Here is a 19266-nt window from a genome sequence, read left to right on the forward strand (position 1 = left end):
CCGGAAGCTGGCGTCATGACCACCCTCTCTGCGGCCCCCACCCTGCCCCGCGCATTCTGGCTGTACTGGGCCGGCGTGTCCCTAACCGCGCTGGGCGACGCCATCGTCTACGTCGCCCTGCCGTACCTGGCCCTGGCGGCGGGCGGCGGCCTGAAGGGTGCGGGGGCGGTGGGGCTAGTGGTGCTGGCCGGCAGCCTGCCCCGGTTCCTGGGGCCAGTGCTGGGTGGGCTGGCAGACCGGCTGGCCCCGCGCGGCCTGCTGGCCCTCAGCGCCGGGATTCGCGGGCTGGCGGTGCTGGCGGTGGGGCTGTGGGGGCAGTTCGGCACGTTGCCGCTGGCGGCGCTGCTGGCCCTGGCCTTCGTGAACGGTCTGCTGTCCACGCTGGCCTACACGGCGGGCAGCGCGCTGGTGCCGCGTGTCGTCGCGCCGGAAGCCCTGGCCCGCGCCAACAGCCTGAGCAGCGGCGCCCTGATGGGCGCGCCGCTGCTGGGCTACGGGCTGGGCGGCGGGCTGATTCACGCCGCCGGGGCAGCGGGCGCGTTGCTGGTAAGCGTGCCGCTGGTGCTGGCTCTGTGTGCGGCGGCGCTGGCCCTGCCCCACCTGCCCGCCGCGCAGGAGGGCAGTCGGCCCCGGCCCCTCGCCGATCTGCGTGAGGGTCTGGGCGTCATCCGCTCGTCGCCGCTGCTGCTGGCCCTGCTGGGCATGAGCTTCGCGCTGAACCTCGCCATGAACGTCATGAACACCCGCGCCCCGCTGCAGATGGCGCTGCACGGGCGCGGGGCCGCCGACTACGCCGTCTTCGAGATGCTGATCTCCGGTGGGGTGCTGCTGGGCATCGTGCTGGTCACGCCGCTGACGGCCCGCTGGTCACTCGACGCCCTGATCGGCGCGGGGCGCTGGGTGCTGCTGGCCGGAGCGCTGGGCTTCATCTTCGTTCCCATTCCCGCGTGGTGGGCCGGGGCCGCCGTGTTCGGCCTCGGCCTGGGCCTGCTGGAAGTGGCCGCCACCACACGTTCCCAGCAACTGACAGGTCTGGAGGTGCGCGGCCGCGTGATCGGCGCGCTGATGGGCGTCAACGCCGTGGCCCTGAGCCTGGGCGCGGGCCTGGCCGCCCTGCCGCTGCCCACCCCGGGGCTGATGCTGGGTCTGGCGCTGTTGCTGCTGGCGCTGATGCCGCTGTGGCCGCTGGCGCTGCGCCGGCCGCAGGGTCAGCGCCTCAGCGCGTCCTCCAGTGCCTCGGCAAAGGCGTCCTCGTCGTCCAGCCACGGGTAGTGGCCGGTGTCCAGCACGGTCACGTCGGCGTCGGCCAGATCGGCCAGGTACTGCACCTGTTCGGGGTAGCTGGTGCGGTCCTGCACGCCCACGATCACGTACACCGGGCGGCGGATTTCGGCCAGGAAGGGCAGGTATTCAAATTCCCACATGCCCTGGTGGACCAGCGCCTCCTGCACCTCGCCGCCGCCCACCAGCTGACTTTCCACGTCCACGAATTCCAGCCTCATGCGGCTGGGCGCGTCCACGAATTCCAGGGCGTTCAGCAGATCGCGGGCGTTGAGCAGCGTGAAGGCGGCCTCCACCCGCGCGCCCCCCACCTGCGGGTGCTGGCCTTCAGGGGTGCTGGCGCGAATGGCGACGGCGGGATCGTCGAGTGCCACGCCGCGCAGGGCGCTGGCCTCACTGAGCAGGGTCAGGGCCAGCGCCGGAAAATGAATCCAGGGGCCGACGACGATCACCCGCTCGGTCTGCGCCGGGTGGCGGCGGGCGTACTCCAGGGCGATCAGCGCGCCGAAGCCGTGGCCCAGCGGCACGATCTTGTCCAGTTCCAGATGGTCGCGCACGGCCTCCAGGTCGGCCACCAGCGTGTCCAGATCCAGGGTGTCGTGGCCCTGCTCGGTGTCTTCCAGCGGGCCGCTGCGGCCACTGCCGCGCCCGTCCAGATAGACAATAGGGCGCTCCAGCGATTCTCCGAACAGCTCCCGGAAGGAATAGCTGTTGTAGCCGGGGCCGCCGTGCAGGAAGACCAGCGGCGTCTCGCCGGAGTCCAGATTGCCCGAGACCTCGAAATACAGGTCGGCCCCGTTCAGGCGCTCGATGTAGACGCCCTCGCCCAGCCCATCCGCTTCCATGTCGTCCCCAAAAAAATCGTCCTGTGCTGCGTCGCCGGTCATGGGGGCAGTCTAAAGCAGCCTTCCGGGGCCACCGCGTTACGCTGGCGGGCATGACCTATTCACCCTCACCCGGCGACGTGCAGGGCATCGCCTTCACCCTGGACGGCGTGGACGAGCTGACCTTCGCGCGCATTCTGCGGGACGTGATGCATGACGCTGCTTTTGGCCGGCCGCTGCAGATCCAGGCGCAGGAGCCGCGCCCTGGCCTCAGCGCCCGGCTGACCGTGGCCTTCCGGCGGCAGGACCGCACGCGGGCGGTGGCGGCCATGCAGCGCCTGAAAACGCTGCTGCTGCGTCACGGCGTGCAGGTGGATTCGGTGCATGTTCCGGAGGCAGATGAAGCTTCCTAAAGGCTCAGCCCGTTCCTGAAGAAAATGCAAGGCGCCGTTAAGAACGCGTAAACCGTTTTTGCGCGCCCATAGGCGGGCCGCCGCCTACCATGTCCCAAAGCAGAGGAGACCTCTCAGCAGCCGGCGCGGAGTCTCACGGGCGGGGCCGCCTTCCCCTCTCGCTGACACAGCGCTTTTTTCGTGGCCTTCTACAGGTGCCTCACAAGAGGGTGATTATGGAACAACGCATTTTACTGATCGAAGACAACCCCGATATCACCCGCGTCGTGGAGTATGAACTGGAGCAGGCGGGTTACCGGGTGCTGAGCGCGCCGGACGGCGTCAGCGGCCTGACCAGCGCCCGCGAGAGCAGCCCCGATCTGGTGATTCTGGACCTGGGCCTGCCTGATTTCGACGGCGCGGAGATTGCGCGCCGGCTGCGCAAGACCAGCAGCGTGCCGATCATCATTCTGACGGCGATGGATGCGGTCGACCGCAAGGTCAACCTGCTGGAAGCGGGGGCGGACGACTACATGACCAAGCCCTTCCATCCCGAGGAACTCGTGGCGCGCGTCAAGGTCCAGCTGCGCCATCAGCAGCACGGGGAAGTCATCTCGATCGGGGCGCTGGAGATCCATCCGCAGAAGCGGCTGTGTCATTACAACGGCCACGAGGTGCGCCTGTCGCCCAAGGAGTTCGATCTGCTGACCTTCCTGGCCCGGCAGCCGGGGCGGGTGTATTCCCGCCAGGAGATCGAGCGCGAGGTCTGGAACGGCGAGTTGCCCAGCAACAGCAATGTGGTGGACGTGCACATGGCCAACATGCGTGCCAAGCTGCGTGATCTGGACGGCTACGGCATCATTCGCACGGTGCGCGGCATTGGGTACGCGCTGAAGACGTCCTAGGCTCACCCAGTCCGGGGGTGGTATCGACTGCTCCCATCCCATGCCAGCCTGGCTTGAGGACGGCGACAACATGCCCCACAGGTCTCTTCCGCTGACGCGTCTTCGTGGTTTACGCTGTCGCCATGCACCGATGGCTGTTTCCCGCTGTCCTCCTCCTGTCGGCTTCGGCGGGGGCACAGGACCTGCAGAAGTGTGGCGGCCTTTCCAACCCGCCAGCGTGGGTACGTTCCGGCGTGTATGCGGGTGTGCTGGGCGCCAAAGAAATCACGCTGGGGCTGAACCCCAGGCAGGCAGAGGGCAACCGTTACTTCTACGCGGGCCAGGCCAACGAGCTGCGCCTGACCCCCTTCCATTCCGGCGAGACCCTGATCCTGCAGGAAGAGGTTCGTAAGTCGCTGGGCGCGGCCCCGGTGGTGACCGGCTGTTTTACCCTGGTGCGGGCAGAGGGCGCGCTGCGCGGCAGCTGGAAAGCGCCGGGCACGTCCACAACGCTGAAGGTCAGCCTGGAGCCGCTGAACGTGGCGCGGTTGCCGCTGAAACTGCCGTCCTCGCCGGGCCTGCTCCGGCTGCGCGGCCGTGATCCGCTGGCGTTTGTCCGGCTCAACCATGCCTGGGTGGTGTCTGCCGACGGTCAGCGCCTGCGTGAGCCGCTGTCGGGCCTGGACTACCCGCGCCTGCCGCAGGCCACCCCTGCACTTCAGGCGGCCCTGCAGGACCGGCTGCTGTCGCACGCCGTCAATGCGTTGGCGTGCGCCATGGATCTGCCGGAAAACAGCGGCGGCGAGGGCTACGGCCTGAGCACAGACGTGACCCTGCTGACGCCCCGGCTGCTCAGCCTGCGGGAGGACATCAATTCCTACTGCGGCGGCGCGCATCCCGACACCGCCACCACGGGGCTGATTCTGGACCGGGCCAGCGGGCGGCCGGTGCCGCTGTCGGCCCTGTGGCCCAGCCTGACGGCGGCCCGGCTCAAGGCGCTGTACCTGGGTGCGGCCACCTCTGATCCGGCGTCCGAGTGCGACGACGTGTTGCGTGAGATGCAGGACCGCTTCGCCGTCTCCCTGGGCAGCGGTGGGCTGAGCCTGACACCCACCTCGCTGCCCCACGTCGTGTCGGCCTGCGCCGAAAGCGTGGTGATTCCGTTGGGGCAACTTCGGCGCGGGGCTAACACCGCTTCACGTTATTTTGCGGATCTTTATCCGAGATAGGGCGTGCGAGATGGTGATGGAGCAATCTGACGCTGAAACAGGCAGAAAACGCCAGGAGCGCAACGGGAAGTCTATTCTTCCGCTGCGCTCCTGTGGAACAGGTCTGAATTAACGGCTCTGGCAGATCAATGCCGCAGAAACAGACTGCCGATGTTTACTTTCGCTTGGTCTTGGAGCGGGTCTGACCCAGGGCCTGGCCCTTTTCATAGCTGGCCTGCATCTTCTTGCGTGTTTCGGCGGCCATTTTCTTGAAATCCACCAGTCCAGCCTCAATGGCCTCGACCGAAGGCTTGATGGTGCCGCCCTTGCGCGCGGCGGCCAGTTCGCGGTTGACCTCGTCGAACCATTTCTCAAATTTGGGCGTCACTTCAAAGAGCATTTCCTTGGTATCGCGCTGATACGTGCCCTCGCTGCCCCGACGGGTGAATTGTTTGGGCATGGTGAAGCGTTCGGGCATGTATGCGGCCTCGAATTTACCATCACGTACCGCGTCGCGGAACATCTTGACGAAAGTATCACTGCGTTGGGGATTACTGAGTTCGTGGACCTGCTCACTGAGTTTTTTATAAGCCATGTTGGTGCCTCCAGTTCAGGAGTATGAATGACGCGGCCGAGCTTTGTAAAGCCCCTGGCATTTTCGTGGGCAACCCACCCGCTTCTTAAAACACGACGCCTGAATTTGCCCTTGACTTTATTGCACTTCCTGCTTATAGGAAGACGCCACTGTGGTACAGGCTGTGTCTGGCAACTTAAGTGCCGCTGCGTCCACCAAAAGGTGCAGGCTGGGAAATTGGGCGCCAATGGCCGGCCATCGTTGCGGTTTGCCTGGAGCCCTGCCCCCCGTAGCCACTGACCCGTCGGCTCCAGCGGCTATGCTCAGCCGAATGGACGATCTGCCGGGGGGCTGGGCCTGCTGTGTCTGCTGGTGGCGGGTGCGGGCTGGGGCGTTCAGCTGTCGCGGCACGGCGTGACCTGGGCGGCGCTGGCCGTGACCCTGCTGGGCGGCGTGACTGGGCTGGTGCTGACCACCGGCGCCTTTCTGCGCGGCCACGACCTGCCGCTGGTGCTGGGGTTGACCGGAGCCCTGGGGGCAGCCACCCTGATGGTCCTGAGCAAACGGGACGGCCCGTGAATGGGGAGCGCGCAATTTGACCTGTGCCTCTGTCCCGTGCTCGCCCGTCTGGTAAAACAGCAGCATGACCGGGCAAACGACTCCCACCTGGACCCCTGCCGAGCCGCCGCGCGTGTACCCGCTGCGGCTGTACGGCGATCCGATCCTGCGCCGCAAGGCCAAGCCGCTGAACCTGACCGACACGCTGAACGTGCCGGGCGTGGGGCCGCAGAGCGTGCGCCAGGTGGCCGACGCCATGCTGGAAACCATGTTCGAGGCGCGCGGGGTGGGTCTGGCCGCCCCCCAGGTGGGCCTGCCGGTGCGGATGTTCGTGGCCGTGGAGTACGAGGACGACGAGGAGGAAAACGAGGGTCAGGAGTCGCCGCTGCGCTCGCGGGTGCTGCGCGACTTCGTGATGATCAATCCGGTGGTCAGCGTGCTGAACAAGAAAAAGGACCGGTCCTACCAGGAGGGCTGCCTGAGCATTCCCGGCATCTACGAGGAAGGGGTGCCGCGCGCCCGCGCCGTGTCCGTCAAATACACTGACCTGGACGGTCAGCAGCGGGTGCTGGAGGCCGAGGACTACCTGGCCCGCGTGTTCCAGCACGAACTCGACCATCTGGACGGCGTGCTGTTTCTGGACCGTCTGCCGCCCGAGGTGACCGAGGACTACCGCAAGGAGTTGCTGGCCTTGCAGCAGAAATCCAAGACGCTGATGGGCGATCTGGCCCGCGCCGACCGCCTGCGCCGTGAGCGTGGCGGTGAGTGACGCCTCTTCCCACGACGCGCCCCGTCTGAAGGTGGCCTTCTTCGGTTCCCCGGCCTTCGCGCTGCCGGTGCTGGAGGCCATTCGCGCGCAGTTTGAAATCGTGCTGGTGGTGGCCCAGCCGGACAAGCCGGTGGGGCGCGGGCTGAAGCTCACGCCGCCGCCCGTCGCGGCGCGGGCCGCCGAGCTGGGCCTGCCGCTGGCCCAGCCCGTCAAGCTCCGCCGCAATGCCGACTTTGAGGCTGTGCTGCGAGATTCGGGCGCAGATGTGGCCGTGACCTGCGCCTACGGCAAGATTCTGCCGGCCTCGGTTCTGGAGATTCCCAGGTACGGTTTCCTGAACACCCACACCAGCCTGCTGCCCAAGTACCGGGGTGCGGCGCCGATCCAGTGGGCGCTGATCAACGGCGAGCGTGTGACTGGAACCACCATCATGCAGACCGATCCCGGCATGGACACCGGGCCGGTGCTGTTGCAGGAGCCGTTGCCGATTGCGCCGCAGTGGACCAGCCTGGACCTCTCGGACGCGCTGGCGGGGCAGGCGGCGCGGTTGATCGTGACGGCGCTGGAGCGGCTGGGGCGGGGAGACCTGCCTCCCACACCCCAGGACGACGCGGCGGCCACACACGCGCCGATGCTGGTCAAGGAGGACGGCTTCGTGCGCTGGACCGATTCGGCGCAGGCGGTGGTCAACCGCCACCGGGGCGTGGCCGCCTGGCCGCAGACCACTGCTTTCCTGGGGGGCGCACGCCTCAAACTGGGCGGCCTGGCTGTGGAGGAAGGCGAGGGGCCGCCCGGCGAGGTTCTGGCGGTGGACGCGGCTGGGCTGCTTGTCGCCTGCGCTGGAGGTGCGGTGCGGGTGCAGACCGTTCAGCCTGAGACCCGCCGCGCCCAGCCCGCGCAGGTCTGGGCCGCTGCGGCCGGTGTCGGGGCCGGCACCCGCTTGGACGTGTGGGGGCCGGAGCAGCTTTAAGCGGCGGGGCATGGACGCCACATAAAGAAAAACGGTTCTTGCCCGTCTCCGGCCCAGCGCGGCATCATGCCGGGATGACTGCAACAGAGAACAGGACCGTGCCGCCCTTTGGTCTGGGAACCTTCCGCCTGAAAGACCAGGTGGTCCGGGATTCCGTGCGTGACGCGCTGGACCTGGGCTACCGCGCCATCGATACCGCGCAGGGCTACGGCAACGAGGCCGAGATTGGGGAGACCATCGCGCAGAGCGGCGTGAAGCGTGGGGACCTGTTCATCACCACCAAGATCAAGCCCGATAACTACGGCGAGGGCAAACTGGTGCCCAGCCTGCGCGAGAGCCTGGACAAGCTGCAGACCGACGCCGTCGACCTGACGCTGATCCACTGGCCCGCCCCGAACGGCCCGGTGAGCGCCGAGGAATACCTGGGGGCGCTGGCCGACGCCCACTCGCAGGGGCTGACCCGTCAGATCGGGGTGTCCAACTTCACCATCGCCCTGCTGAAACAGGCCCGTGAATTGCTGGGCGACGTGCCCATCGCCACCAATCAGGTGGAGATTCACCCCTACCTGCAGAACCGCAAGCTGGCCGACTTCGCGCGCCAGGAAGGCATTCACCTCACTTCCTATATGACGCTCGCAGTGGGCAAGGTCATGGAGGACGAGGTGCTGAAGGACATTGCCGGGGCGCACGGTGCCACGCCCGCGCAGGTGGCATTGGCCTGGGCGATGGGGCAGGGGTACTCGGTGATTCCATCCTCCACCAAGCGCGAACATCTGGCCAGCAACATGAAGGCGTTGGACCTCAAATTGACCGACGAGGATATGGAGCGCATCGCTGAACTGGACGGTCAGGGCGAACGCCTCGCCAACCCGGCCAGCGTGGCCCCCGACTGGGACTGAGCATTCGAGGAGGAGAAGACCACGCCCGTTGATCTTGCGTTCTTGATCCAGAAGTTCCGGCCAGGGGCGCAGCTTCTCCGCTCCTGGCCTCTATCTGGCGGCGTTTCGGCGCGGGTAACGGGGCTGGAGATTCGCAGGGCTGATGGACCCTTAGAGCGGCTGGTGGTGCGTGAGTACGGGCTGCGCGACCTGGCGGCCCATGCTGATCGCGCCCGCCAGGAGTTCAAGTTGCTGGAGGCACTTCACGCGGCAGGTCTGCCTGTGCCTCAGCCGCATCATTTCGAGGCGGGGGTGCTGGTCACCGGGTTCAGGGACGGCCAGCCCGAATTTTCGCCCGCCCACCAGGACGAGTATGTGCGCCAGATGGCCGCTTTCCTTGTTCGTCTGCACGCCCTGCCTTCCGCCCATTTCCCGTCGTTACGTCCGCTCGCGTGGCCCGGCCCACCTTCCCAAAAGCCTGACGAGTCGCTGTCCGAGAGCCGCATCCGCGACGCCCTGGAACGTTTCGAACCACCTCTAGGTCCCCTGCCTGTGGTCCTGCACGGCGATGTCTGGCCTGGAAATCTCCTGTGGTCCGGGGGCAGCTTGAATGCGGTGATCGACTGGGAGGACGCGGCGCTGGGCGATCCGCTGGCCGATGTTGGCAACGCCCGCCTGGAACTGCTGTTTTTCCTGGGACCGGAGGCCATGCACGCTTTCACGAACCGATACGCTGTCCTGAGCGGCGCGGACATGGCGACTCTTCCGTACTGGGATCTGCGCGCCGCGCTACGCCCCTGCGGGCGACTGGGTGGCTGGGGATTGGAACAGGGGGTGGAGCGGCAGATACGCCAGCGGCACCTGGAGTTCGTAGGCCACGCACTGACCCAGCTTCATTTGCCCTGAACAGAAAAAACCTCCCGCATGGGGAGGCTCTTCTCGCAAGATCCGGTTCAGAGATTGCGCTTGGTGTCGTTGGCGGCGCCTTTCACGTCGTTGGTGGTCTTTTGCGCGTTGTCTTTGGCGTCCTGGGCCGTGTTCTGCATGTTGGTCTTGACCCCCTGCGCCGCGTTGCGGGCGTTGCTGCTCAGGTCACTGCCCTGGTGGTGGGTGGCGTCCTCGGCGGCCTTGGCGGCCTGCTTCTCGGCCTGGGCGCGGGCTTCGGCAATAAAGTCGCGGGTACCGCTCTGGGCCTCGGCCGCCTTGTTCTGTGTGGTGGCCCCAGCATTCTGCGCCGTGGTTTTGGCCTGATCTGCGGCGTCGGACGCCTTGTCCTTGACCTGGGCGGCGGTCGCCTGGGCCTTGTCCTTCGCATCGGCGGCCACATCCTGCGCCTTGCCTTTCAGTTGTTCGGCTTTGTCCTGCGCCTGAGCGGCCACGTCCTGCGCTTTGTCCTTTGCCCCGTCCACAGCGTCCGTGGCCTTGGCTTTCAGCTGCTCGGCCCGGTCCTGCGCCTGGGCCGCGGCGTCCTGACCTTCCTTCCTGACTTCCTTGCCCACGTCCTGGCCGCTGGCCTGGGCGGTCTTGCCCACGTCGCCTGCGGCGTCTCTGGCCTGACCGGCCGCCTGTCCCACCGCGTCCTTCACGTCGCCGGCAACTTCTTTGGCCTTGTCCAGGGCCGCCCCTGCCCCGCCCGATGCGGCGGCGTCCTTGACCTCGCCCGCCTTGTCGGCAATCACGTTGCCGGCCTGGGCGGCGGCGTCCCTGGTCTTTTCCCAACCCTTGGTCACGCTGCTGCCCACGTCCTGGGCGGCGTCTTTCAGGCCCAGTTCGGCCAGCTTGGCGTCCAGCGCCTTGCGGTTCTGCTCGCGGCTGAAGTAGTACGCGCCCGCACCGATCAGCGCTCCCAGGGCCAGCAGACGTTTAATGGGAAAATGAGGTTTGCGGTTAGACATGAGAAGCAGCTTACGCGCCCCTCATCTGTGTGGGATGAGCCACGCTTCAGAACGGGTTTACCCGGCTGCGGCCCCGTTCATCAGACCCAGGCGGCGGGCCAGCGCCTCGGTGAACAGCCAGTCTTCCGGCTCGTCCAGACCGGTGACGCGCACCAGCACACAGCCACGCCCCTGGTAGAAGGCGACGATCTTCGCCCACGCCTCTTCCTCGTCGGCCGCACTTTCGTCGAGGTCTTCGAGCGTGCCCCACACGTCGCCGTCCACGTCGTTGCTGCGCAGCGCCTCGGCGTGGCCGCTGAGCACGTAGGGGTCCACGGCCTCGTCGCGCTTCACGGCGCTGTCGGGGATGCGAAGTTCCAGGCGGTCGTCGCGCTCGTACAGGCGGTCCTGAAAGGCCTGCCATGCCTCAGGAGTCAGCGTGATGGTCTGTCGGGGTTCGGAGGTCACAGCCGAGTCTAACCGGGCCGGCCCGTAGTGATGAACTGCCGGGTCGGGGAACCCTGCGCGCGTCTGGACCGTAGACTGCGGGTATGAACGCCTCTAGAGCCTTTGTCCGACGTTTCCGTCCGCGCGGCCTGCTGATGTGGCTGGCCGCCCTGGTGCTGGCCCTGGGCGCGCTGGGGCTGTCTGGAGACGTGCTGGCCCAGTCCGGCGGCGGCTTTGGCGGCAGCAGTTCAGGCGGGGGCGGCGGTGGGGGCGGGAGCTTTGGGGGCAGCGGCGGCGGGTTCTCGAGTGGCGGGGGCGGCTATTCCGGCGGCGGCTACTCCGGTCCGATCATCATCAATGGGGGCGGCGGGTACGGCTACGGCGGCGGGGGCGGCGGCTCTGGCCTGATCGGGATTATCGTCGTCGGCGTGCTGGTTTTCATGGTGGTGGGCTACATGCGCAGCAGCCTGAGTGCGGGCAGCGGGCGCGGCCTGGGCGCGCTGGGCTCGCTGAGCGGCACGGCCCAGGCGGTCAGCGTGCAACTGCTGCTGGCCGAGGGCGACGAGGTCAAGAAGGCGCTGCAACGGGTGGCGCAAAACGGGGACCCCGACACCAACGAGGGGCTGGCCCGCATGTTGCAGGAGGCCGCGCTGGTGGCGCTGCGTCACCCGGAGCGCTGGGTCTACGGCAACGTGGAACGCGCCCAGGGTGCGCCCAACTCCGCCGACAGTCAGGTGGGGGCCTGGGCCACTGAGGCCCGCGCGGCCTTTACCCAGCAGACCACCAGCAACTACCAGAACAAGGACCCCAAGACCGGCTTCGCCCGGCGCGACGACTACCAGTACAAGGGCGAGGCGGGCGACATGTACCTGGCCGTGACCATCGCCGTGGCCGCGCACGCGCTGGGCAACCTGCCCCCCGCCGGGGTCACCACTGCCGCCGAGGCGCGGGCCGCCCTGAGCACCATCAGCAGCGTCAACGCCTCGGACCTGATCCGCGCCGAGGTCGTGTGGAGCCCGGACGTGGAGGGCGAGTTCCTCAGCGAGGACGAGGCGATCATGAAGTACCCGAAACTGACGAAGCTGTAAGCGTGTTTTGGATTCGAGGCCGGGCAGGCATCACGCCCGGCCTCTTTCCGTGTATTGGCCCATCCTTTGCTGGCCCTGAACCACACTTGCCGCCGTAGCAGTCGGCTATTCTCCGGTTCCGATGGCCCGCCGCCTGCCCGTCTCCTCCTGGCCGCCGCCCCCGCAAGACACGCCCGCCTGCGCCCTGTGCGAGCGGGCCGCGCCGCACCTGACCGAGCATCACCTGATCCCGCGTTCTCAGGGGCGGCGGCGTGGGGCCAAGGTGTCGGACCTGCCCACGGCGATGCTGTGCGGTCCATGCCACAAATTCCTGCACCGCACCTTCAGCAACGCCGAACTGGCACAGGACTACAGCGCCGTGGACGCGCTGTTAGAGCATGAGGACGTGCGCCGTTTCGTGGCCTGGATCAAAAAGCAACCCGCCAGCCGGAGCGTGCGGGTGCGGTAGGGCAGGTCGTGTGGGCCTATTTCTGCATGCTGCTGATGTACGCGGCGACGGCCTTCAGGTCCGCGTCGGTCATGGGGCGCAGCATGATGCGCATGGCGTCGGGGTGGGGAACGCCGAAACCGGGCGCGCCCTTGAACTCTTTCAGAATCGCCAGGCCATATTCCGGCGACAGGTTGGTGATGCTGGCCACGCCCAGATAGTCATTGCCGCGCCCGTTGTCTCCGTGGCAGATGGCGCAGGCGATAATGTTGCGGCCACTGTCGCCCTTATGGAACAGCGCTTCACCCTTGGCCCGCACTTTTTCGTCGCCCACCTTCCAGGCCGACCCCGGCTTCAGGCCGCCCGCGTAGGCGGCAATGTCCGCAATGTCCTGGTCCGAGAGGTTGGCGGCCTGCTGCCACATCACCTGGCTGGGGCGCAGCTTGGCCCGGAAGGCCGCGAGTTGCAGCCGGGTGTAGCTGGGATTCTGTCCGGCCAGCCCTGGAATGGCCTTGTTCGTGCTGGCCAGGTTGGGGCCGTGACAGCCCTGGCAGCTCTGACTCAGCGCCTTGCCCTTCGCCGGGTCGGGCTTCTTGAACGTCAGGGCCAGCGGATTCTTGGCGGGGACCGCTGGTTTGGCCGCCGTTCCCGACTGCGCCAGCGCCGAGATGGCCGGCACAAAGAGGGCAAGAGGAACGGCGAGCCACAACGAAAACCGGACGGTGCGTTGCATAGAGCCTCCTGGGGAGAAAGAGCTGTTCGCTGGCCTGAATTGTAATCATTTTCGCATCTGGACTGCAAATGACACCGACCTGGAGTTCGGACAGCGGCCTCAGCGCAGCGGCGTCGTTTCCGCCTGAGACGGCGTCACGGTGGGCAATGACGTCCGCGGCATCCAGCGGCGCAGCACGGCGGGCACCCCCTCGACGGCCACGACCACCAGCACGGCGTAGCGCAGCGCCCGCACCAGCCCGACGTCCTTAACCGCCCCCGGCAGCGCCCCCAGCCCGAAGAACACGGCGAAGACGACTAGCAGGCCCACCACGCCCACGATCAGCCGCCCCGCCAGATCACGCGGGGGCGCAAAGCTGGGGCGGGCGTACCAGAACCCGGCGAACAGCCCCAGCCCGGTGCCGAACTCGCGCGGCGTGCCCGAGGGCAGGACGGCGGCAACCAGCAAGACCACCACGGGCACCGCCCAGCGCCACGTCCCGGCATCCGCGAATGCTGCGCGGCCGGCCACCCACGCCGCAATGCCGCCCAGCAGCAACCCCACGAGCACGTCCACCGGCGAATGCACGCCCAGCGCCAGCCGCGAGCCTGCGATCAGGGCGATCAGCACCGCCGCCGCCACCCACATGGCGGGCCGCCGCACCTGCGCGGCGATGCCGGCCCACAGCGTGGCCGACATCTGCGCGTGGCCGCTGGGCAGGCTCGGCCCGCCCGCCGTGGCCCGCGCGGCGTCCGACACCAGACCCGGATCGTCGGCGAAGGGGCGCGGCACGTTCAGCCCGTATTTCAGGGCGCTGTTGACCAGATAGCTGCCCGCGAAGACCACACCCAGGTTGCGCCCGCCCCCCGGATTCCACAGCCAGGTGTACAGGGCCAGCACGACGATAAAGACCTCGTCACGCCCCAGATTCGTGACGACCAGCCAGAAAGGTTGCATGCGGGCATTCTGAGGCAAGAGTGACGGTTGGCCCAAGCGAGGAACCGAAACGGTGCGGCGGTGCATCCCAGTCCGCTCCGGGCCGCCCGCCGCGCCTGCCGCCGACGCCTCTGGCCCACATCCCAGGCCCCGCGCCCTGCCTTACACTTTCAGCATGACCGCCACCCCACCCCCTGCATCGGCCACTGCGCCGGCCCCCGACGTGCTGAAAGAGGTTCGGCACCAGTCCGAATACGCGCTGGAGCTGCGGGGCATCACCAAACGCTTTCCGCTGGTGCTGGCGAACGACGACATTTCCATGCAGGTCAAATGGGGCAGCGTCCACGCCCTGTGCGGCGAGAACGGCGCCGGCAAGAGCACCCTGATGAAGATCGTGTACGGCATCCAGCCGCCCACCTCGGGGCAGATCGTGGTGGACGGCGAACCCGTGGACTTCAGCGACCCCGCCGACGCCATCAAACGCGGCATCGGCATGGTCTTTCAGCACTTCATGCTGGTGGAAACGCTGACGGTGACCGAGAACGTCATCCTGGGCGCGGAGCCGACGAAGGGCGGGGCCATCGACTACGCCACGTCGCGGCGCAAGGTGGCCGAGCTGATCAAGCAGTTCAATTTTGCGCTGGACCCCGACGCCATCGTGGGCGAGCTGCCGGTGGGGTTGCAGCAGAAGGTGGAAATCCTCAAGACGCTGTACCGGGGCGCGCGCATCCTGATCCTGGACGAGCCGACCGCCGTGCTGACCCCCAGCGAGACCGACGAACTGTTCGAGTTTCTGGTGGGCCAGTACGCGAAAAGCGGCAACGCGGTGGTCTTCATCTCGCACAAGCTGCACGAGGTCCTGCAGATCAGCGACCGCATCAGCGTGATCCGCGACGGGCGCATGATCGGCACCATTCCCGCCGAGGGGGCCACCACCGAGACGCTGGCGCAGATGATGGTGGGCCGCGAGGTCACGCTGAAGGTGGAGAAGGACGCGGCCAAACCCGGCGAGGTGGCGCTGGATATTCAGAACGTGGTGGTCAAGGGCGAACACCGCAACGCCGTGGACGGCGTGAGTTTTCAGGTGCGCTCCGGGGAGATCGTGGGCATCGCGGGCGTGGAGGGCAACGGCCAGAGCGAACTGGTGGAGGCCATTACGGGCCTGTCCCCGTACAGCGGCACCATCACGTACCTGGGCAAGACCGCCAGGGGGGTCAAGGAGGTGGAGGCCTCGGGCCTGTCGCACGTGCCGGAGGACCGCAACGAGCGCGGGCTGGTGCTGGACATGACCACCGCCGAGAACTACATTCTGGGCGAGCAGGACCGTGCCCCCTTCGCCGGACGCTTCGGCTTCCTGAATCTGGATGTGATCCAGAAAACGGCCCAGGAACTGAGCGAGAAATACGACGTGCGCCCGCGCAGCACCAGCCTGCGCGCCGGGCAGTACAGCGGCGGCAACGCCCAGAAGCTGATCGTGGCCCGCGAGATGCGTAAAGGTCCCAAGATCCTCGTCGCCAGCCAGCCCACGCGCGGGGTGGACATCGGGGCCATCGAGTTCATTCATGCCCGCATCGTCGAGGCCCGCGATCAGGGGCTGGCCGTGCTGCTGATCAGCGCCGACCTGGGCGAGGTGATGAACCTGGCGGACCGCATTCTGGTGATGTACGAGGGCCGGGTGGTGGGCGAGGTGCCGGCGTCCGAAGCCACCGAGACTGGCCTGGGCCTGCTGATGACCGGCAGCAGCGAGCACGGCGGCGCCTCTGGCGGGCGCAGCGGCGAGATCAGCACGACGCTGCAGAAAGGGGAGCGGGGACGCAGCGGGGATCAGCCGTAGGCCGCACCCAGGAGTGCATCGGGGCCGCCGTCTGCGCGGCCCTTTTTCATGCGGCCACCGCTGGAGCGTCCCCCGCCGCCGTGGTCCGGCGTATCCTTGCCGCATGACCCAGACGGAAAATCTACCCGCGTACCCCACGCTCAGCCCCGCCGAACTGCGCCATCCGGATTCGCTGAAATGGACGCTGTACGGCGAGGACGTGATTCCCATGTGGATCGCCGACATGGACTTCCCGGTGGCCCCCGCGATCCTGTCGGCGCTGCGTGAACGTCTGGATCATGGCCTGGGCTACCACCAACTGATGGGGGACAGGACGCTGGACCGTCTGTTGCGTGCCAAGCTGGACACGCACGGTCTCAAGAATCTGCCCGAAGGCGGCATCGCCATGCTGCCGGGCGTGGTGCCGGGGATTTACGCGACCGTGGCGGCCCTGACGCAGCCCGGTGAAAAGGTGCTGACCATGACCCCGGTCTACCACCCCTTCCACCTGAGCATCACCACGCTGGGACGTGAAGTTTCGGCGGTGGCCCTGCTGGACGGCCCGGATGGCTACCGCATCGACTGGGAGGGCCTGGAGGCCGCCGCGCAGGACAGCAAACTGATGCTGCTGTGCCACCCCCACAACCCCACCGGGCGCGTGTGGACCCACGACGAGCTGGAGCGGCTGCGCGATCTGGTGGTCAGGCACGATCTCTCCGTGCTGAGCGACGAACTGCACGCCGATCTGCGTTTCACCGAGGGACCCTTCGAGTCCTTCGCTGCCGCTGAGCGCGTCCGTGACCGCACCATCACCGTGACCGGGCCGTGCAAGGCATTCAACACGGCGGGCCTGGGCATCGGCGCGATGATCGGCCACGACGCCGGGCTGGTGGGGCGCGTGCGCGCCGCCGCCGGGGGCCTGATGGGCCACGAGGGCGCCCTGAGCGTGACCATGTGGCAGGCGGCCCTGAAAGACGGCGGCCCCTGGCTGGCCGATACGGTGGCCTACCTGCGGGGCAACCGCGATTTTCTGACCGACTATCTGCGCGAGCACCTGCCCGCCGTCAAATTTCATCCGGTGGAGAGCACGTATCTGGCGTGGCTGGACCTGCGCGGGTGCCCACACGCCGGGGACATCCAGAAGTTCCTGCTGGAGGACGCCAGGGTCGCCCTGCACGACGGTCCCACCTTTGCCCCCGAAAGCTTCAAACCGCAGACCCAGGGGTTCGTGCGCCTGAACTTCGCCACCAGCCGCGAGATTCTCACGGAGGCGCTGGAAAGGATGCGGCGGGCGCTGGACGGGGCATAAGAGGCTACAGGACTCCCCCTGGGCGCCCCTGAGGCCGCCTTACGGCGTCTGACCGTCCCCGCTGCCACGCCGTCGTCTGCCACCGCTCCGGCGCATCGGCGGCGCGGGCGGGTACAGTGACACCCATGCGAGTCGTTCATGTGGCGTCGGAAGTGTTTCCATTTTCCCGTTCGGGCGGGCTGGGGGACGTGCTGGGCATTCTGCCGGAGGTGTTGGCGGATCAGGGGGCGCAGACCACCGTGGTTTCGCCGTGGTACGGCTCGCTGGCCGGACAGCCCACCGAGATCTGGCGCGGCACCTCGCCGGAGCTGAGCGTCGGCCCCGCCCCGATCCACGACGTGCGGGTGGGCGAGATCGTTCAGAACGGCGTCCAGTACCTGTTTATCGGGCTGCCGGAATTTGACCGTCCGGGGCTGTATTTCGACGACGACGTGTACCGCTTCTGTCTGTTCGGGCGTACGGTCCTGTCGGTGCTGCATCAGATCGGGGTCAAGCCGGACGTGCTGCACGGACACGACTGGCAATCGGGGCTGGTGCTGGCCTACGCGCATCTGGCCGGACTGCGGACCGTGTTCACCATCCACAACCTGCAGTACCAGGGCCGCTGGAACATCGAGGAGGCCGCGCGCTGGACCGCCCTACCGGCGTGGACCCTGGGGCCGGACGCGCTGGAGTACCACGGCGATCTCAACCTGATGAAAGCGGGGCTGGTATTCGCGGACGCCGTGACCACGGTCAGCCCCAACTACGCCCAGGAAATCACCACCCCCGAGTACGGCGAGGGCCTGCAGGGCCTGCTGGTGCGACTGACGGTCGAGGGCCGCCTGACCGGGATCATCAACGGCCTGGACCAGGAGCGGTGGGACCCGCGCACCGATCCGGACGTGCCGCCCTACGGGGACGCGGCGGGCAAGGCGGCGGCCACTGCCCTGCTGCGGGGGGAATTCGGGCTGGACGACGCGCCGATCCTGGGCGTGGTCAGTCGTCTGGCCGACCAGAAGGGCATCGACCTGCTGATCGAGGCCCTGCCCGATCTGACACCCCACTGGAACGTGGTGGTGCTGGGCGGCGGCGATCCGCTGCTGACCGCCGCGCTGTCCGGCTGGTCGCAGCACCCGCGCGTGGCCTTCGTGGGCGGGCTGAACGAGCCGCTGGCCCACCGCATCTACGCCGGGGCCGACGCGTTTGCCATGCCCAGCCGTTTCGAGCCGTGCGGGCTGTCGCAGATGATCTCCATGCGCTACGGCACGCTGCCGGTGGTGCGCCTGACCGGGGGGCTGGTGGACACGGTGCCTGCCGACATCGGCTTCGGGTTCGCCGAGGCCAGCCCGCAGGCCCTGAGCGCCGCCTGTGCCGAGGCACGGAGCGAGTATGACCGCCAGGACGAGTGGCGGGCCAGAATCGAGCGCGCCATGGCGCTGGACTTCAGCTGGCAGGGGCCGGCGCAGCAGTACCTGGCCCTGTACCGGCGGCTGGGGCGCTGAGCCGGTGCCGCTGAACCTGGAGGTCCGGGCCGTCCCGCCCGCCGACCTGCTGCCGACCCTGGCGGCCCTGTACGGCGCGGCTCCGGAGGATCTGGCGTGGATGGCCGAGGCCTGCACGGCGGGATTTGTGGCGCTCGGTGACGGGGAGGAGGTGCTGGGCGCTGTCGGCACCCGCCCCAGCCCGCAGCACGGGGCGGAACTGGTGGGCGGCGTGTTTCCCGGCCCTCGGCGCGACGAGGTGGCGCTGGCCCTGGTCCGTGCGGCGCAGGCGGAGGTGGGCCGCGTCTACCTGTTCGCGGAAGGCTACCTGTTTCCCCCCGAACCCCTGCTGGCCGCCGGACTGCGCGAGGTGGGCGCGTACCGCCGCCTGAGCGGGCGCGTGCCGTACCGCCATATGGACCCGCCGGCTGGCGTCCGGTTGCTGCCGCTGGCGGAGGTGCCGGACCCCGAGACGCGGCTGCAGGCCCTGCGGACCTACGAGGACCGCGTCGGCCACCACGCCGTGCTGCCCGAGGCGGCGGCAGACGGTGCGGGCGGCTTCGACTCCCACCTGAGCGTGATTGCGCTGGATGAACATGGGCGCGGCGTGGGCGTGTGCCGCGCGGCCGTCGAGGACGGCGAGGCCCGGCTCGACGCCCCCGGCGTTGCCCCCGAGTGGCGGCACACCACCCTGCGGGCCGCCCTGCTCAACGAGGTCAACACCCGGCTGCGCGCGGCGGGCATCACGCGGGTGAACGTGGAGTCCTGGGGCGACACCCCCGAGGAACTGGCCCATGACCTGAAGCTGGGCCTGGGCGTGACCGAGGAAACACCGATCCTGACTGCCGGTTAGAGGCAG

The 19266-nt window shown here is 68.0% G+C and carries 21 protein-coding genes; 15 read left to right on the forward strand and 6 right to left on the reverse strand.

Going from position 1 to position 19266, the window contains the following annotated elements; translation table 11 throughout:
- Nucleotides 1–15: 15 nt before the first annotated feature.
- The gene (locus FHR04_RS15490) at nt 16–1272 is read left to right on the forward strand and encodes an MFS transporter (protein WP_139404207.1); all 1257 of its coding nucleotides are present in this window, start codon (nt 16–18) and stop codon (nt 1270–1272) included.
- On the opposite strand, the gene FHR04_RS15495 is transcribed toward FHR04_RS15490, so the two are convergent.
- Complete coding sequence (locus FHR04_RS15495; RefSeq protein WP_139404244.1) at nt 1209–2126, reverse strand: alpha/beta fold hydrolase; 918 nt, start codon at nt 2124–2126, stop codon at nt 1209–1211. The two genes, FHR04_RS15490 and FHR04_RS15495, sit on opposite strands and share 64 nt — an antisense overlap.
- A gap of 92 nt (nt 2127–2218) precedes the next feature.
- Between FHR04_RS15495 and FHR04_RS15500 the strand changes: the two genes are divergently transcribed.
- The 3 genes from FHR04_RS15500 to FHR04_RS15510 all read left to right on the forward strand — a co-directional run bounded on the left by FHR04_RS15500 (nt 2219) and on the right by FHR04_RS15510 (nt 4610).
- A complete protein-coding gene (locus FHR04_RS15500; protein ID WP_139404208.1) occupies nt 2219–2518 on the forward strand; it encodes a hypothetical protein in 300 nt (99 codons plus the stop codon).
- A 215-nt stretch (nt 2519–2733) separates the two neighbouring features.
- Nucleotides 2734–3402 carry a response regulator transcription factor gene (locus tag FHR04_RS15505; protein ID WP_039684114.1) on the forward strand — a complete coding sequence of 223 codons (669 nt, stop codon included), beginning with the start codon at nt 2734–2736 and terminating at the stop codon, nt 3400–3402.
- 122 nt (nt 3403–3524) lie between these two features.
- Nucleotides 3525–4610: a hypothetical protein gene (locus FHR04_RS15510; RefSeq protein ID WP_249039156.1), complete on the forward strand. Its 1086-nt coding sequence runs from the start codon at nt 3525–3527 to the stop codon at nt 4608–4610.
- 154 nt (nt 4611–4764) lie between these two features.
- On the opposite strand, the gene FHR04_RS15515 is transcribed toward FHR04_RS15510, so the two are convergent.
- Nucleotides 4765–5184 carry a hypothetical protein gene (locus tag FHR04_RS15515; protein ID WP_039684110.1) on the reverse strand — a complete coding sequence of 140 codons (420 nt, stop codon included), beginning with the start codon at nt 5182–5184 and terminating at the stop codon, nt 4765–4767.
- 351 nt (nt 5185–5535) lie between these two features.
- Between FHR04_RS15515 and FHR04_RS15520 the strand changes: the two genes are divergently transcribed.
- The 5 genes from FHR04_RS15520 (at nt 5536) to FHR04_RS15540 (ending at nt 9244) form a co-directional block, all read left to right on the forward strand.
- The gene (locus tag FHR04_RS15520; RefSeq protein WP_139404209.1) at nt 5536–5742 is read left to right on the forward strand and encodes a hypothetical protein; all 207 of its coding nucleotides are present in this window, start codon (nt 5536–5538) and stop codon (nt 5740–5742) included.
- A gap of 64 nt (nt 5743–5806) precedes the next feature.
- Nucleotides 5807–6490 (forward strand): peptide deformylase, encoded by a 684-nt coding sequence (gene def, locus FHR04_RS15525; RefSeq protein ID WP_139404210.1) that lies wholly within the window; start codon nt 5807–5809, stop codon nt 6488–6490.
- Nucleotides 6483–7460, forward strand: a complete 978-nt coding sequence (gene fmt / locus FHR04_RS15530; protein ID WP_249039157.1) for a methionyl-tRNA formyltransferase — start codon at nt 6483–6485, stop codon at nt 7458–7460. The genes def and fmt overlap by 8 nt, the downstream gene beginning before the upstream one ends.
- Before the next feature lie 74 nt (nt 7461–7534).
- The gene (dkgB, locus tag FHR04_RS15535; RefSeq protein WP_139404211.1) at nt 7535–8359 is read left to right on the forward strand and encodes a 2,5-didehydrogluconate reductase DkgB; all 825 of its coding nucleotides are present in this window, start codon (nt 7535–7537) and stop codon (nt 8357–8359) included.
- 42 nt (nt 8360–8401) lie between these two features.
- Nucleotides 8402–9244: a phosphotransferase family protein gene (locus FHR04_RS15540; RefSeq protein WP_139404212.1), complete on the forward strand. Its 843-nt coding sequence runs from the start codon at nt 8402–8404 to the stop codon at nt 9242–9244.
- 47 nt (nt 9245–9291) lie between these two features.
- On the opposite strand, the gene FHR04_RS15545 is transcribed toward FHR04_RS15540, so the two are convergent.
- Both FHR04_RS15545 and FHR04_RS15550 read right to left on the reverse strand, forming a co-directional pair.
- A complete protein-coding gene (locus FHR04_RS15545; protein WP_139404213.1) occupies nt 9292–10233 on the reverse strand; it encodes a YtxH domain-containing protein in 942 nt (313 codons plus the stop codon).
- Nucleotides 10234–10290: 57 nt separating this feature from the next.
- The gene (locus FHR04_RS15550; RefSeq protein ID WP_249039158.1) at nt 10291–10680 is read right to left on the reverse strand and encodes a hypothetical protein; all 390 of its coding nucleotides are present in this window, start codon (nt 10678–10680) and stop codon (nt 10291–10293) included.
- 83 nt (nt 10681–10763) lie between these two features.
- On the opposite strand from FHR04_RS15550, the gene FHR04_RS15555 reads away from it, so the two are divergent.
- Complete coding sequence (locus tag FHR04_RS15555; protein ID WP_139404214.1) at nt 10764–11747, forward strand: DUF1517 domain-containing protein; 984 nt, start codon at nt 10764–10766, stop codon at nt 11745–11747.
- 121 nt (nt 11748–11868) lie between these two features.
- Complete coding sequence (locus tag FHR04_RS15560; RefSeq protein ID WP_139404215.1) at nt 11869–12195, forward strand: HNH endonuclease; 327 nt, start codon at nt 11869–11871, stop codon at nt 12193–12195.
- 16 nt (nt 12196–12211) lie between these two features.
- Here FHR04_RS15560 and FHR04_RS15565 read toward each other — a convergent pair whose 3' ends face one another.
- Nucleotides 12212–12907, reverse strand: a complete 696-nt coding sequence (locus FHR04_RS15565) for a c-type cytochrome (RefSeq protein ID WP_139404216.1) — start codon at nt 12905–12907, stop codon at nt 12212–12214.
- A 99-nt stretch (nt 12908–13006) separates the two neighbouring features.
- On the reverse strand, nt 13007–13843 hold the full coding sequence (locus FHR04_RS15570; protein ID WP_139404217.1) for a phosphatase PAP2 family protein: 837 nt from the start codon (nt 13841–13843) through the stop codon (nt 13007–13009).
- A 154-nt stretch (nt 13844–13997) separates the two neighbouring features.
- Here FHR04_RS15570 and FHR04_RS15575 point away from each other — a divergent pair, with 154 nt between their 5' ends.
- The 4 genes from FHR04_RS15575 (at nt 13998) to FHR04_RS15590 (ending at nt 19260) form a co-directional block, all read left to right on the forward strand.
- On the forward strand, nt 13998–15656 hold the full coding sequence (locus FHR04_RS15575; RefSeq protein WP_139404218.1) for an ABC transporter ATP-binding protein: 1659 nt from the start codon (nt 13998–14000) through the stop codon (nt 15654–15656).
- Nucleotides 15657–15759: 103 nt separating this feature from the next.
- Nucleotides 15760–16944, forward strand: coding sequence for a MalY/PatB family protein (locus FHR04_RS15580; protein ID WP_139404219.1), 1185 nt, complete (start codon nt 15760–15762; stop codon nt 16942–16944).
- A gap of 125 nt (nt 16945–17069) precedes the next feature.
- Complete coding sequence (locus FHR04_RS15585; RefSeq protein WP_139404220.1) at nt 17070–18428, forward strand: glycogen synthase; 1359 nt, start codon at nt 17070–17072, stop codon at nt 18426–18428.
- A 4-nt stretch (nt 18429–18432) separates the two neighbouring features.
- The gene (locus FHR04_RS15590; RefSeq protein ID WP_249039159.1) at nt 18433–19260 is read left to right on the forward strand and encodes a hypothetical protein; all 828 of its coding nucleotides are present in this window, start codon (nt 18433–18435) and stop codon (nt 19258–19260) included.
- Nucleotides 19261–19266 lie beyond the last annotated feature (6 nt).

The organism is Deinococcus radiopugnans ATCC 19172 (assembly GCF_006335125.1).
Taxonomy (GTDB): Bacteria; Deinococcota; Deinococci; order Deinococcales; family Deinococcaceae; genus Deinococcus; species Deinococcus radiopugnans.

Bases quoted from the DNA above. Each gene is read 5' to 3' on its own strand.
- FHR04_RS15565 (WP_139404216.1), bottom strand. From the start codon at position 12,907: ATGCAACGCACCGTCCGGTTTTCGTTGTGGCTCGCCGTTCCTCTTGCC.
- FHR04_RS15580 (WP_139404219.1), top strand. From the start codon at position 15,760: ATGACCCAGACGGAAAATCTACCCGCGTACCCCACGCTCAGCCCCGCC.
- FHR04_RS15575 (WP_139404218.1), top strand. From the start codon at position 13,998: ATGACCGCCACCCCACCCCCTGCATCGGCCACTGCGCCGGCCCCCGAC.
- FHR04_RS15490 (WP_139404207.1), top strand. From the start codon at position 16: ATGACCACCCTCTCTGCGGCCCCCACCCTGCCCCGCGCATTCTGGCTG.
- FHR04_RS15560 (WP_139404215.1), top strand. From the start codon at position 11,869: ATGGCCCGCCGCCTGCCCGTCTCCTCCTGGCCGCCGCCCCCGCAAGAC.
- dkgB (WP_139404211.1), top strand. From the start codon at position 7,535: ATGACTGCAACAGAGAACAGGACCGTGCCGCCCTTTGGTCTGGGAACC.
- FHR04_RS15515 (WP_039684110.1), bottom strand. From the start codon at position 5,184: ATGGCTTATAAAAAACTCAGTGAGCAGGTCCACGAACTCAGTAATCCC.
- FHR04_RS15570 (WP_139404217.1), bottom strand. From the start codon at position 13,843: ATGCAACCTTTCTGGCTGGTCGTCACGAATCTGGGGCGTGACGAGGTC.
- FHR04_RS15545 (WP_139404213.1), bottom strand. From the start codon at position 10,233: ATGTCTAACCGCAAACCTCATTTTCCCATTAAACGTCTGCTGGCCCTG.
- FHR04_RS15500 (WP_139404208.1), top strand. From the start codon at position 2,219: ATGACCTATTCACCCTCACCCGGCGACGTGCAGGGCATCGCCTTCACC.
- FHR04_RS15510 (WP_249039156.1), top strand. From the start codon at position 3,525: ATGCACCGATGGCTGTTTCCCGCTGTCCTCCTCCTGTCGGCTTCGGCG.
- FHR04_RS15495 (WP_139404244.1), bottom strand. From the start codon at position 2,126: ATGGAAGCGGATGGGCTGGGCGAGGGCGTCTACATCGAGCGCCTGAAC.
- FHR04_RS15555 (WP_139404214.1), top strand. From the start codon at position 10,764: ATGAACGCCTCTAGAGCCTTTGTCCGACGTTTCCGTCCGCGCGGCCTG.
- FHR04_RS15585 (WP_139404220.1), top strand. From the start codon at position 17,070: ATGCGAGTCGTTCATGTGGCGTCGGAAGTGTTTCCATTTTCCCGTTCG.
- FHR04_RS15505 (WP_039684114.1), top strand. From the start codon at position 2,734: ATGGAACAACGCATTTTACTGATCGAAGACAACCCCGATATCACCCGC.
- def (WP_139404210.1), top strand. From the start codon at position 5,807: ATGACCGGGCAAACGACTCCCACCTGGACCCCTGCCGAGCCGCCGCGC.